This is a genomic window from Streptomyces sp. SKN60, assembly GCF_026236535.1.
Classification (GTDB): Bacteria; Actinomycetota; Actinomycetes; order Streptomycetales; family Streptomycetaceae; genus Streptomyces.
Genome location: NZ_JAHTMW010000006.1, coordinates 272274 through 284729 on the forward strand (window position 1 = coordinate 272274; position 12456 = coordinate 284729).

The following is a 12456-nucleotide window of genomic DNA, read 5'->3' on the forward strand; positions in this document are numbered from 1 at the left end:
CCCACCCACAGCACCCGCCGCGTCCGACGCTCCCTCCGCCGGCCTCCGGCCCGTACCGAAGAGGTTCCCGTTGTCCGACTCCCACTCCACCGAACACCGCGCGCTCGACCTGGGGGCCTTCCCTGCCGACTTCACCTGGGGCACCGCCACCTCCGCCTACCAGATCGAGGGCGCCGTCGCCGAGGACGGCCGCGCCCCCTCCATCTGGGACACCTTCTCCCGCGTCCCCGGCGCGATCGACAACGCCGACCACGGCGACACGGCCTGCGACCACTACCACCGCTGGCCCGAGGACATCGCCCTGATGAAGGAGCTCGGCACCGACGCCTACCGGATGTCCGTCGCCTGGCCGCGGGTCGTCCCGGACGGCGAAGGACCGGTCAACGGGGCCGGGCTCGACTTCTACGACCGGCTGGTCGACGGACTCCTCGACGCCGGCATCACCCCCAACGTCACCCTCTACCACTGGGACCTGCCGCAGGCCCTGCAGGACCGCGGCGGCTGGACCGTCCGCGAGACCGCCGAGCGGCTCGCCGACTACGCCGGTGTCGTCGCCGAGCGGCTCGGCGACCGGGTCACCCGCTGGGCCACCCTCAACGAACCCCTCTGCTCCGCCTGGATCGGGCACCTGGAGGGCCGGATGGCGCCGGGCCTGACCGACCTGCCGGCCGCCGTCCGCGCCTCGTACCATCTGCTCCTCGGCCACGGCCTCGCCACCGCCGCCGTCCGCGCCGCCGCCCCCGGCGCCCAGGTCGGCCTGGTCACCAACCACTCCACCATCACCCCGGCCTCCACCCGCCCCGAGGACATCGCCGCCGCCCGCCGCGCCGACGGGCACACCAACCGCTGGTGGCTCGACCCGGTGTACGGGCGCGGCTTCCCCGCCGACATGCGCGAGCTGTACGGGGTCGAACTCCCCGAGCGGCCGGGCGACCTGGAGCTGATCGCGGCCCCGCTCGACTGGCACGGCCTCAACTACTACTTCCCGGAGACCGTCGCCGACGACCCGGCCGGACCCGTCCCGTACGCCCGTGCCGTGCGCCTGCCCGACGTGCCCCGCACCGGGATGGACTGGCAGATCGACGCCGGCGGCCTGGAGGCCTTCCTGCTCCGCCTCACCGAGGACTACGGGGTGCGCAGGCTGTACGTCACCGAGAACGGCTCGGCCTTCCCCGACGCCGTCGGCCCGGACGGCGAGGTGCACGACCCGGACCGCGCCGGCTACCTGGAGCAGCACCTCGCGGCCTGCGCCCGCGCGCTGCGCAAGGGCGCCCCGCTGGCCGGGTACTACGCCTGGTCCCTGCTCGACAACTTCGAGTGGGCCTACGGCTACGACAAGCGCTTCGGGCTCGTCCACGTCGACTACGCCACCCAGCGCCGGACGGTGAAGACGAGCGGCCGCCGGTACGCCGACATCATCCGGGCCCACCGGACGCAGCAGGCCTGACCTGCGGATCAGTGGGGACGACCCGCTGCCACCGGCACGACCGGCAGCGGGTCTTCGGCATGGGCGCGACACCTTCCGGGCGCGGTCGGAAGTACCGGCATCGACACTTAATGAAAGCCAAAAGAAAAGCCGTGTCGCACGCCTTGACCGTCAACTCCCGTGCCGGGCAAGGTTTCGGAGAGCGCTCGCTCACGTTTCCCCCACGTATCCCCAGGAGCCCCCATGTCTTCCGTCGGGTCCCCGCCGGCCCTCCGGCGCCCCGCCTCCGCAGTCCGACGGACCACCGTCGGCACCCTCGTCGCCGCGCTCGCCGGCGGCCTCCTCGCCGTCGTCCCCGCCACGACGGCCTCCGCCGCCCCCGCCCTGCTCTCCCAGGGCAAGACGGCCACCGCCTCCTCCGTGGAAGGCCCCTTCACCGCGAACGCCGCCGTCGACGGCGACCTCACCGGCACCCGCTGGGCCAGCGACTGGACCGACAACCAGTGGTTCCAGGTCGACCTCGGCCAGAGCGCCACGCTCAGCAGCGCCGTACTGACCTGGGAGACCGCCTACGGCAAGAGTTACGAGATCCAGGCCTCCGACAACGGCACCGACTGGCGCACCGTCACCACCGTGACCGGCGGCGACGGCGGCACCGACGACGTCGTCCTGTCCGGCACCGGCCGCTACGTCCGGATGAAGGGCCTCACCCGGGGCACGGCCTGGGGCTACTCCCTCTGGGAGTTCCAGGTCTACGGCACCACCGGCGGCGGCAGCACCCTGCCCGGCGGCGGTGACCTCGGGCCGAACGTCCACGTCATCGACCCGTCCACCCCGAACGTCCAGGCGCAGCTGGACAGCGTCTTCCAGCAGCAGGAGTCCGCCCAGTTCGGCACCGGCCGGCACGCCTTCCTGTTCAAGCCGGGCACGTACAACGGCCTCAACGCGCAGATCGGCTTCTACACCCAGATCGCCGGCCTCGGCCTCCGGCCCGACGACACCACCATCAACGGCGACGTGACGGTCGACGCCGGCTGGTTCAACGGCAACGCCACCCAGAACTTCTGGCGCGGCGCCGAGGGCCTGGCCCTCAACCCGGTGAACGGCACCGACCGCTGGGCCGTGTCACAGGCCTCGTCCTTCCGCCGCATGCACGTCAAGGGCGGGCTCAACCTGGCGCCCAGCGGCTACGGCTGGGCCAGCGGCGGCTACATCGCCGACTCGAAGATCGACGGCCAGGTCGGCAACTACTCGCAGCAGCAGTGGTACACCCGTGACAGCTCGATCGGCGGCTGGTCCAACAGCGTCTGGAACCAGGTCTTCTCCGGCACCGAGGGCGCGCCCGCGCAGGCCTTCCCCGAGCCGAAGTACACCACCCTCGACACCACCCCGGTCTCCCGCGAGAAGCCGTATCTCATCTGGGAGGACAACCAGTACAAGGTCTTCTCCCCCGCCAAGCGGACCAACGCCCGCGGCACCACCTGGGCCAACGGCACCCCGCAGGGCGAGAAGATCCCGCTCAGCCAGTTCTACGTGGTCAAGCCCGGCACCACGGCCGCCACCATCAACCAGGCGCTCGCCCAGGGCCTGCACCTGCTGTTCACGCCCGGCGTCTACCACGTCGACCAGACGATCACCGTGAACCGGGCCGGCACCATCGTCCTCGGCCTCGGCCTGGCCACGATCATCCCGGACAACGGCGTCACCGCGATGCGCGTCGCCGACGTCGACGGCGTCCGCCTCGCCGGCTTCCTCGTCGACGCCGGCCAGGTCAACTCCCCGACACTCCTCGAGGTCGGCCCGCAGAACGCCTCCGCCGACCACGCCGCCAACCCCACCACCGTCCAGGACGTGTACGTCCGGGTCGGCGGCGCGGGCGCCGGCAAGGCCACCACGAGCATCGTCGTCAACAACGACGACACCATCGTCGACCACACCTGGGTCTGGCGCGCCGACCACGGCGACGGCGTCGGCTGGGAGACCAACCGCGCCGACTACGGCGTCCGCGTCAACGGCGACGACGTCCTCGCCACCGGCCTGTTCGTCGAGCACTTCAACAGGTACGACGTCGAGTGGTTCGGCGACCGCGGCCGGACGATCTTCTTCCAGAACGAGAAGGCGTACGACGCCCCCAACCAGGCCGCCATCCAGAACGGCACCACCAAGGGCTACGCCGCCTACCGGGTCGACGACTCCGTCACCACCCACGAGGGCTGGGGGCTCGGCAGCTACTGCTACTACAACGTCGACCCGACGATCCGTCAGGACCACGGCTTCAAGGCCCCGATGAAGCCGGGCGTCAGGTTCCACGGCCTGCTGACCGTCTCGCTCGGCGGCAACGGCCAGTTCAACCACGTCATCAACGACACCGGCGCCCCCACCGAGGGCACCGCGACCGTCCCGTCGACCGTCGTCGACTACCCCTGACGGTCGTGACGTGACTCCCCTCCGGGCGGCGGCCGGACCCCGCAGCGCGCCGCCCGGAGGGCCCCGCGGCCACGGATCCTCACTTGCGGCCGACGCCCGCGTACATCGCGACGTCCGGCGTCTGCGTCCCCGCCTCCGGCCGCCAGGCCGAGCAGGACACCACCCCGGGGTCGAGCAGCTCCAGGCCGTCGAAGTAGCGGGCGATGGCCTCGGGGGTGCGCTGGGTGAGCTTCGGGGTGCCGTGCTCGTTCCAGAACGCCACCGCCGCGTCGACGTCGGGCATGGCGGGGTGGGTGACCGTGTGGGACAGGACGAGGTGGCTGCCGGGGGCGAGCGCGTCCATGAGGCGGCGGACGACTCCGTACGACTCCTCGTCGTCCTCCACGAAGATGACGACGCCGAGCAGCATCAGCGCGACCGGCTGCGAGAGATCGAGCGTCTTCGCGGCGGCGGCCAGGATCGTGTCGACGTCCCGCAGATCGGCGTCCAGATAGTCGGTGCGGCCCTCGGGCGTCCCGACGAGCAGGGCGCGGGCGTGCGCGAGCACGAGCGGGTCGTTGTCCACGTACACGACCCGCGACTCGGGCGCGACGCGCTGGGCGACCTCGTGCGTGTTGTCGGCGCTCGGCAGCCCCGTCCCGATGTCCAGGAACTGCCGGATCCCCCGCTCCCCGGCCAGATACCGCACCGCGCGCCCCAGAAACAGCCGGTCCGCCTTCGCGTACTCCCCGATCCCGGGGTGCAGCTCCCGAATCCGGTCCCCGGCCTCCCGGTCGACCAGGTAGTTGTCCTTCCCGCCGGTCCAGTAGTTCCAGATCCGGGCGGTGTGCGGCCGGGACGTGTCGATGCGCGATTCGATGTCGGTCACGTCTCCAACGTAGCGCAGCACCCGGCCAACTCCCGGGCCCGAATGCCGATGTACGCCGTCGACGCTATCGGCCGCCACCGACACCGGGCTCGTCGTACCGGCGCAGGACCATGAGGCCGTTCTCCTGGGTCGCCGCCATGGCGAAGGGGAAGCGGTCGAGTTCGAGGCAGAGCGCGGCGTCGTCGGGGTGGGCGCCCTCGCGGAGGCCCTGGGTCAGCTCGGCGGCGGCGCGCGATGCGGCGGCACGGTGGAGGTGGGCGGCGGCGTCCGGCGTGGCGCCGGTGGCGCGGTGGGCGATGTACTGGGCGCAGGCGAGGTCCTCCTCGGCGCGGCCGTCCTCACCGGTGACGACGAAGGTGACGTCGGCGCACTCGCGTGCCCGGAGCAGCTGGGCCGTCGCCTCCGCCACCACGAAGCCGGCGCACAGCACCAGGGACGCGTCCTTGACCGCGAGCGCGCCGACCGTGCCCGCCGTGGTCTTCTGGACGACGGTCCGCCCGGCGAGGTCGGCGTCGCGCAGCAGGGCCGGGGAGTTGACGGCGTCGAAGCCGGGCGCCGGAGCGCCGTCCTTGAGGGCCAGCCAGTCGGGGTGGCGGGCCTTGAGCGCGAGGGCGTCGTCCAGGGACTCGGCGAGGACTATCCTCTCCGCGCCCCGGGCGAAGGCCCAGGCCGCCACCGTACAGGCGCGCATGACGTCGATCACGACGGCCGTCGACGGGGTTGCGGTCAGCTCGGCGATGCCGAGGAAGCGAGCGTCCATCCGGCCATGATCACGCATCAGTTCGGCCGTCGAAAAGAAAATGAGCAACCGGACCGCCGCTGTTACTGTGCCCGGATGGCATCGATCAAGGAATTCCAGGTCACCATCGACTGCGCGGACCCGCACCGCCTCGCCGCCTTCTGGTGCGAGGTGCTGGGGTATGTCATTCCCCCGCCGCCGGAGGGCTTCGCTTCCTGGGACGCCTTCCTCGCCTCCGGACCGTCCGAGGACGACACCCGGTACTTCGCGTGCGTCGACCCCAACGGCGTGGGCCCGCGGGTGCTGTTCCAGCGCGTGCCCGAGGGCAAGGTCGTCAAGAACCGGGTGCATCTCGACGTACGCGCCGGCACCGGACTCGTCGGCGAGGAGCGCCTGGCCGTCCTCCAGGCGGAGTGCGACCGGCTCGTCGCGCTCGGCGCGACGTGCCTGAAGGTGCTGTACGCCGACGGCGTGAACGAGTCGTGCATCAACATGCAGGACATCGAGGGCAACGAGTTCTGCCTCGACTGAGTCCGTTCAGCCCGGGGTGATCCGTACGGTCTCCGCCCACGCCGGCGGCTCGGGCGCGTCCGGCCCGATCAGGGCGACGATGAGCCGGCAGGTGACGGGCTCCGCGGGCCAGGGCGTGTACCCGTCGGTCAGGACGACCACGATCTGCGGGGACTCGGCCGCGGCGAGCGCGGCGCGGATGCCGACGCTCATGTCGGTGCCGCCACCGCCGGCGAGTTCGACCTGGTCGACGGAGGTGACCCCGGCGACGGCCTGGACGTCGGCGTCGCAGGCGAGGACGGCGACCCGGTTGCCGCCGATGCCGACCTCGCGCAGCACCCCGGTGACCTCCGCGAGGGCCGCGGCGAGGTCGTCGTCGCCCATCGAACCGGACGTGTCGACGACCACGGCGACCCGGGGCAACGGGCGGCGCAGGCTGGGCAGGACGACCCGGCCGCCGAGCGCGGGAGTACGGCGCGAGGGGCGCCGGTACGTGTAGTCGACGGCGCCGCCCGCCCACGCGGCGGCCTCGCGGACGGCGCCGGTGAGCGCCTTGCGCCAGTCGACGACGGGTTCGAGGGTCTGCTCGGCCCAGCGGCGCCAGCCGCCCGGGACCGAGCCGCGGGAGCGCTGGTGGGCGGCGCGGATCGCTTCGGCGGTCTGGCGGCGCAGGGCCTCCGCCTCGACCGGGCTTACTCCCCCGGTGGCGTCGGCGCCGCCCGCGCCGAGCTCCCAGGGGGCCGGGACGCCGTGCGCGCCGGAGCCGCAGTCGAGCGCGTGCGGCGGGGTGGCGGGGATGCCGGGCACGTACTCCTCGAAGAGTCCGCCGGTGGGCAGGCCGAAAAGGCGTGGCTCCATACGGCCTTCGGGCAGCCGCAGCCCGTCGGCGAGCAGGTCGTCGTTGATCTCGCAGTCCTGCGCGATGTTGATCCGCAGCCGGTCGCGCTGGTCGGCCGCGGGCAGCCGCTCCGCCCGGCCGTGGTGGTCGCGCAGCAGGTGGGCGGCCTCGTGGACCCACACGCCGGCCAGTTCCTCGATGGCGGTGGCCTCGACGAAGGCGGGTGCGACATAACAGCGCCAGTGCCGGTCGACGGCCATGGTGCGGACGTCGCGGCTGGGGACGACGGTCAGGGCGTAGAGGGCGGAGGCGAGGTACGGGCGCGCCTCGGCGGCCTTGTAGCGCGCGGCGAGCAGCTTGGCGCGGTCGAGGACCGGCACGGCTTCGCCCGGTACGGCTTCGCCCCCACGGGTGGCGGTCACCTCGTCGGCGCCGGTCAGCGGGCGCCGGGCAGGGCGCCGGCGAGCTGGAGGAGTTCCAGGAAGGCGTCGATGCCGGACGGGATGGGCCAGTCGGGCTCGCGCATGACGGCGAGGTCGCGGGCGGCGCGGGCGGCGACGTCGGGGACTCCCGCGTCGACGGCCTTGGCGAGGACCTCCCAGCCGGCCTCCCAGCGCGGGCGGGTGGGTTCGCTCTGCACGGCGGCCACGACGGCGATGAGGAAGGCGAGTTGGCGGTCGCCGCGTTCGGGCAACGCGAAGGCGGACGGGTCGGCGAGCACCTTGTCGGGGTCGGGCAGGTCGAGGTTCTCCAGGTAGGAGAGCAGCTCGATGCCGGCCGCCTCGCCGACGGCTCCGATGACGGCCGCCGCGGTCGCCTGCTGCCCGGCGCCGGACGCGTAGCCGGTGGCGAGCAGCCGCAGCGCCGCCTCCCAGGAGCGCGGGGACGGCCAGGCGCGGCCGCGACCCTCGGCCTCCTTCGGCAGGTGGTGGACCAGGCCGGGGCGGGCGGTGAGGAAGCCGGAGATCACGCCGCGGGCGCGGGCGACGGCGCCGGAGACCCGCGCCGGGTCGACGGTCGGCAGGGCGGTCTCGGGCCAGGTGCCGGCCATGCCACGGGCGACGGTGCGCGGGTCGTGGGTCCAGTCGAGGTGGACGAAGCGGTTGGCGAGCGGCGGGCTGAGGTGCCAGCCGTCGGCGGCGCTGGAGGGCGGGTTGGCGGCGGCGACGATCCGTACCGACTCGGGAAGGGTGAGGCTGCCGACCCGGCGTTCCAGCACGACCCGCAGCAGGGCGGCCTGCACGGCGGGCGGGGCCGAGGAGAGCTCGTCGAAGAACAGCAGGCCGTGGCCGGTCTTCGCGAGCCGGACGGCCCAGTCCGGCGGAGCCATCGGCACGCCGGTGGCGGCCGGGTCGTCGCCGACGATCGGCAGTCCGGCGAAGTCGGAGGGCTCGTGGACGCTGGCGACGACGGTCTCGAGCTCGACGCCGAGGGCGTCGGCGAGCTGCTGCATGCCGGCGGACTTGCCGATGCCGGGCTCGCCCCACAGCACGACGGGCTGATTGGCCGTCACGGCGAGGGCGAGGGCCTCCAGTTGGGGGTTGGCCGAGGCCTCGGTACGGGTGGCGCGGAGGCGTGCGTTGAGGGCGTCGGCCGCGGCGAGCGGGGCGGGGACGGAGCGGGTGCGGGGCGCGGTGCCGGCGGCGGAAGTGGTGGAGGCGGTGGTCATACGGAGGTGTCCTCGTCCTCGTCCTCGTCGTCGTCCCAGTCCGGCTCGTCGTCCGTGTTCCGCTCGTCCATGTACTCGTCGAACCAGTCGGAGCCGAGCCCCGGATGCTCCTTCAGGACGCGGTGGCGCAGGAACATCAGGTCGGCCCGCTGGTAGCGGCGGATCACCTGGGCGAGGGAGAGCTCCATCTCGTCGACGACGTCGATGCGGGCGCCGGCGTCCAGGAGGTCTCGCACCAGCGCGGCCGAGCCCTGCTGGGCGACGGCGAGCTGAAGGGGCGTGGCCCCCGTCTTGTCGCGCGCCTCCAGGTCGAGCCCGGCGGCGAGCAGCCGCGGCAGCAGCTCCCGGTGGTCCAGGAGGTACAGGAGGTGCAGCAGACCGCGCCCCCGGCCGTCGCGGGCGTGCGGGTCCCAGCCCGCGTCGAGCAGCGCCGTGACCGCGGGGGTGTCGCCGTGCTGGACGTACTCGAAGAACTCGCGCCGCTGCGCCTGCAGGGCCCGCGGCAGCCGCCCCTCGCCCGTCGTCCAGGCCAGCTCCGTGGCGAAGCAGCCGGAGATGGTGCCGCCGAAGGCCCGCAGGGCCCGTTCGCGCTGCCGCTCCTGCTCCGTGTGCGGGACGGCCAGGGCGCCGTCCCGGACGGCCGTCTCGTGCCAGGCGCCGCCGCAGCGGACCCGTACCGGTGGGGCCGATACGTGCGGTCCGGCCGGGCCGGTGGCGGGCGGGGCCTCGGGGAACAGGGCGGCGGAGACCAGCGGGTGCAGGTGCTCGGGCCGGATCCGTCCCGCGCGCAGCAGCGCGACGTCCGGGAGGAGCTGCCGGGCGTACAGGGGCAGCACCGGGAGGTCGTCGTCCTGCCGGCGCTCGATGCCCACGACCCGTACGACCGGCGCGTCGGTGTCGGTGTCGGTGTCGGTGTCGGTGACGTCGAGGGTGGCCCGGAGCAGGCCGCGCCAGTGCACCGGCACGCGGAATCTCGTGCCCCGTCCGGCGTGCCACAGCAGGAGGAGTTCGGGAGCGAGCCGGGTGAGGTCCATGGCGTCGTGCGTGACGAGGTCGGCGACGTCGACGGCCCGCCGGTAGCCGTAACGGCCGCCCTGGTCCTGCGGTTCCGGGGGCGTGAGGTCGAGGTCGAGCCCGGCGGCGGCGTAGGCCGCGACGTGCTCCCCGCGGGCCCGCAGCACGGCGATCCACTCGGCGCGGGTGGCCGGGTCGGCGCCGCTGCCGGGGTCCGTGTCGGGCAGTTCGTCCGGGGTGAGCGGGGTGCCGTCCGGGTGCAGGAAGGGCAGCCGGCCGGTGGCGACGGGACTCGCGCTGAGGCGGAGTTCGGCGGTGCGGCGGGCGTCCCAGAAACGGCGGGCGGCGGTCCAGTCCTCCTGGGCGTACGTGACGCCGTGGAGCGTGTCGGTCCGCCGGGCCGGGCCGAGGTGCAGGCGCAGCCGCTGCGGCCCTTCCAGCATCGGCAGGTTGGTGACCGACAGGACGGGTCCGGAGCCGCCGGGGGCGCCGTAGTCGGCGAGGACGATCCGGCGGTCGACGGCGAGCGTGGTGTGTCCGCCCAGGGTGCGCGGGAAGTGCCAGCGCAGCAGGTCGGGTGCGAAGTGGCGCAGGTCGTCGGCCAGTCGGGCGGCCACCTCGGGGCCGTACCGTTCGGCGACGCGCTCGGGGTCGAGGCCGAGGTCGGGGTCGAGGTCGTCGGGTACGTCGACGGCGGCCGCGGCGCAGGCCGCGCGCCAGTCCCCCGCGAGCCGGGCCTCGGTGGCGCGCTCGATCATCCGGCCGGGCACGGCGAAGCGGCGGATCCGGGCCCAGGCGTTGGCGTCGGCGGGCGAGAGGACCCCGGGCAGCAGGGGCGTGGGCGGGGTCATCGGTAGAGGCTGCCGATCGCGCGCAGGTCGGGGTGGGTGGGGCGGGCCGGGCGGAGCCGTGCGGTGAAGGAGCGCTTGACCCGGCGGGGCAGCCCGGGGCCGAGGCCCACGTATTCGAGGCGGTGGGCGTCGTCGAGGGCGGCGAGCAGCGTCTTCGCGCCGCGGCCGGTGAGGCCGGTGTGGCGCAGTTCGAGGCGGCGCAGCGGGCTGCCCGGCAGGGCGACGGCGAGCGCGTGGGCGCCGTCGTCGCCGGTGGTGTTGCCGGGGGCGCCGAGGCTGCGCTCGGACATGGTGCGGCCGAGGTCGAGGGCGTCGATGCCGTCGAGGGCGTCCGCGAGGGCCCGGGCGCCGGCCGGTCCGATGCCGTTGCCGCCGAGGCCGAGCCGGACGGGGCGGGCGGCGTCGGTCGCGGCGGCGAGGACCGTGATGCCCGCGTCGCCGAGGTGGTTGGCGGGGACGTACAGCTCGCGGACCCCGGCGTCGCGGACGAGCGCGGCGAGCAGCGGGGCGTCGGCGGCGGTGAGGCCGTTGCCGCCGAGGAAGAGGCGTTCGAGCGGGGCCCCGCGGTCCAGGAGCGCGTCGAGGAGGTCCCGTACGCCCTCCGCTCCGATGCCGGAGTTGACCAGGTCGAGGGTGCGCAGCGTGGTGTTGCGCCGCAGCAGGCCGGCCAGGGTGCGGGCGCCGGCCGGACCGACGGGGTTCCGCTTGAGCCACAGCGCGCGCACGGCGGTGTCGTCGGCGAGCGCCTCGGCGAGGGTGGTGACTCCGGCCGGGCCGATGCGGTTGCAGCCGAGGTAGAGGGTGCGCACGCCATGGCCGTCGCCGGTGCCGGTGCGGCGCGTGTCGGTCAGCGCCTCGGCGAGGGTGCGTACGCCCTCGTCGCCGAGGGAGTTGGTGCCGAGCAGCAGATGCGCGGCGTGCGGCGACGCGAGGGCGGCGGGCACGAACCGGGCGGCGCCGGCCGGGCCGAGGCCCTGCTTGCACAGGTCGACCCGGCCGTCGGCGCGCAGGGTGCCGAGTGGGAAGGTCTCGTCGCCGGTGACCGGGCGCCCGTCCGCGAGGCGGTCGAGCAGCGACGCGAGCAGCGCGGGGTCGGCCGGCGGCAGGTCGGGGTGCTCGATCGCCGGGCAGCGTACGGGCGTTGTCGGCTGGGCCATCACCACTCCACCGGTCTGGCGCCGGGGACCGGCGTTCCGCTTCGACCTTCACGTCGGCGGCGCCTTCGGTGACGCCGCCGTTCAAGTAGGCGCAAGGCCGGTCGGATTCGAACCGACGTCCTCCAGCTCGATGCGTGGGCGCGACGACCTCTGCGCTACGGCCTTGCTGACGTGATCATAGCCGGATTCGCATGCGAGTTCGATAGCCGTCGGGGAACAGCTCCCTGGCCTCGTATACTCGGGCGGGCTCATGGACGGGGTGGACGGGGAGGTGGAGACGATGAAGCTTGCCGAGGCACTGGCGGAACGCGCGGAAGCGACGCGCCGCGTGGAACAGCTGCGGGCGCGCGTCGTCGACAGCGCGAGGTACCAGGAGGGCGAGACGCCCGCCGAGGACGCGGCCCAGCTGCTGGCCGAGGCCGGTGAGGCGCTGGACGCCCTGGAATCCTTGATCCGGCGGATCAACCGGACCAACGCCGCCGTCGAGATGGGTCCGGACGGCACGCTCACCGACGCGCTCGCGCGCCGGGACGTCCTGCGGCTGCGCCACTCCGTGGTCACCGCGGCGGCGGACGCGGCGGCCGGCAAGGGCGAGCGGGGCTACGGCCGGCAGCTCCGGTCCGAGCTGCTCATGCTGTCCGCGCTTCCGGTGGCCGAACTGCGCGCCCAGGCGGACGTGATCGCCCGGGAGATCCGCGAGGTCGACGTGCGGATCCAGCGCACGAACTGGGAGGCCGATCTGCTGGACTGACCCGGTCCGGCGGACTGACCCGGTCCGGCGGACGGGGACGGGACGATACGGGAACGATGTGGAGCAGGTAGCTGCTTCGGAGGCGTGCACAGACCGAGGGCCGGCGGTTTTCCGGCCCCTTTCTGGTGCGTGATGAGCAACGCAGGGGTTCAACTCCCCTATGAACAGCGCAGCTCAGCACCGCGCACAGGTAAAGGTGCACAGCG

10 protein-coding genes and 1 pseudogene are annotated in these 12456 nt (G+C 73.9%); 4 read left to right on the forward strand and 7 right to left on the reverse strand.

Annotated elements, in window-relative coordinates; genetic code table 11:
• Nucleotides 1-70: 70 nt before the first annotated feature.
• Both KV205_RS12835 and KV205_RS12840 read left to right on the forward strand, forming a co-directional pair.
• The gene (locus tag KV205_RS12835) at nt 71-1447 is read left to right on the forward strand and encodes a GH1 family beta-glucosidase (RefSeq protein WP_265864341.1); all 1377 of its coding nucleotides are present in this window, start codon (nt 71-73) and stop codon (nt 1445-1447) included.
• A gap of 222 nt (nt 1448-1669) precedes the next feature.
• Nucleotides 1670-3853 (forward strand): discoidin domain-containing protein, encoded by a 2184-nt coding sequence (locus KV205_RS12840; protein WP_265864342.1) that lies wholly within the window; start codon nt 1670-1672, stop codon nt 3851-3853.
• A 79-nt stretch (nt 3854-3932) separates the two neighbouring features.
• Here KV205_RS12840 and KV205_RS12845 read toward each other — a convergent pair whose 3' ends face one another.
• Together KV205_RS12845 and KV205_RS12850 are read right to left on the reverse strand one after the other, a co-directional pair.
• Nucleotides 3933-4721 carry an SAM-dependent methyltransferase gene (locus tag KV205_RS12845; protein ID WP_265864343.1) on the reverse strand — a complete coding sequence of 263 codons (789 nt, stop codon included), beginning with the start codon at nt 4719-4721 and terminating at the stop codon, nt 3933-3935.
• A 64-nt stretch (nt 4722-4785) separates the two neighbouring features.
• Nucleotides 4786-5481: a 2-phosphosulfolactate phosphatase gene (locus tag KV205_RS12850; RefSeq protein WP_265864344.1), complete on the reverse strand. Its 696-nt coding sequence runs from the start codon at nt 5479-5481 to the stop codon at nt 4786-4788.
• A gap of 75 nt (nt 5482-5556) precedes the next feature.
• On the opposite strand from KV205_RS12850, the gene KV205_RS12855 reads away from it, so the two are divergent.
• Nucleotides 5557-5991 carry a VOC family protein gene (locus KV205_RS12855; protein ID WP_265864346.1) on the forward strand — a complete coding sequence of 145 codons (435 nt, stop codon included), beginning with the start codon at nt 5557-5559 and terminating at the stop codon, nt 5989-5991.
• A 6-nt stretch (nt 5992-5997) separates the two neighbouring features.
• Here KV205_RS12855 and KV205_RS12860 read toward each other — a convergent pair whose 3' ends face one another.
• From KV205_RS12860 to KV205_RS12880, 5 genes and pseudogenes are all read right to left on the reverse strand, one after another.
• Nucleotides 5998-7230 carry a VWA-like domain-containing protein gene (locus tag KV205_RS12860; protein ID WP_374214665.1) on the reverse strand — a complete coding sequence of 411 codons (1233 nt, stop codon included), beginning with the start codon at nt 7228-7230 and terminating at the stop codon, nt 5998-6000.
• 14 nt (nt 7231-7244) lie between these two features.
• Nucleotides 7245-8477, reverse strand: a complete 1233-nt coding sequence (locus KV205_RS12865; RefSeq protein ID WP_265864348.1) for an AAA family ATPase — start codon at nt 8475-8477, stop codon at nt 7245-7247.
• A complete protein-coding gene (locus KV205_RS12870; RefSeq protein ID WP_265864349.1) occupies nt 8474-10342 on the reverse strand; it encodes an ankyrin repeat domain-containing protein in 1869 nt (622 codons plus the stop codon). Before KV205_RS12870 ends, KV205_RS12865 begins: the two co-directional genes overlap by 4 nt.
• A complete protein-coding gene (locus tag KV205_RS12875) occupies nt 10339-11499 on the reverse strand; it encodes a gala protein (RefSeq protein WP_265864351.1) in 1161 nt (386 codons plus the stop codon). The genes KV205_RS12870 and KV205_RS12875 overlap by 4 nt, the downstream gene beginning before the upstream one ends.
• 92 nt (nt 11500-11591) lie before the next feature.
• Nucleotides 11592-11664: pseudogene (locus KV205_RS12880) on the reverse strand.
• A gap of 115 nt (nt 11665-11779) precedes the next feature.
• Between KV205_RS12880 and KV205_RS12885 the strand changes: the two are divergent.
• A complete protein-coding gene (locus tag KV205_RS12885; RefSeq protein ID WP_265864353.1) occupies nt 11780-12250 on the forward strand; it encodes a DIP1984 family protein in 471 nt (156 codons plus the stop codon).
• Nucleotides 12251-12456: the final 206 nt, after the last annotated feature.

What these genes read in the sequence shown, in the direction of transcription:
- KV205_RS12885 (WP_265864353.1), top strand. Translation starts at nt 11,780, where the DNA reads ATGAAGCTTGCCGAGGCACTGGCGGAACGCGCGGAAGCGACGCGCCGC.
- KV205_RS12865 (WP_265864348.1), bottom strand. Translation starts at nt 8,477, where the DNA reads ATGACCACCGCCTCCACCACTTCCGCCGCCGGCACCGCGCCCCGCACC.
- KV205_RS12855 (WP_265864346.1), top strand. Translation starts at nt 5,557, where the DNA reads ATGGCATCGATCAAGGAATTCCAGGTCACCATCGACTGCGCGGACCCG.
- KV205_RS12870 (WP_265864349.1), bottom strand. Translation starts at nt 10,342, where the DNA reads ATGACCCCGCCCACGCCCCTGCTGCCCGGGGTCCTCTCGCCCGCCGAC.
- KV205_RS12850 (WP_265864344.1), bottom strand. Translation starts at nt 5,481, where the DNA reads ATGGACGCTCGCTTCCTCGGCATCGCCGAGCTGACCGCAACCCCGTCG.
- KV205_RS12875 (WP_265864351.1), bottom strand. Translation starts at nt 11,499, where the DNA reads ATGGCCCAGCCGACAACGCCCGTACGCTGCCCGGCGATCGAGCACCCC.
- KV205_RS12840 (WP_265864342.1), top strand. Translation starts at nt 1,670, where the DNA reads ATGTCTTCCGTCGGGTCCCCGCCGGCCCTCCGGCGCCCCGCCTCCGCA.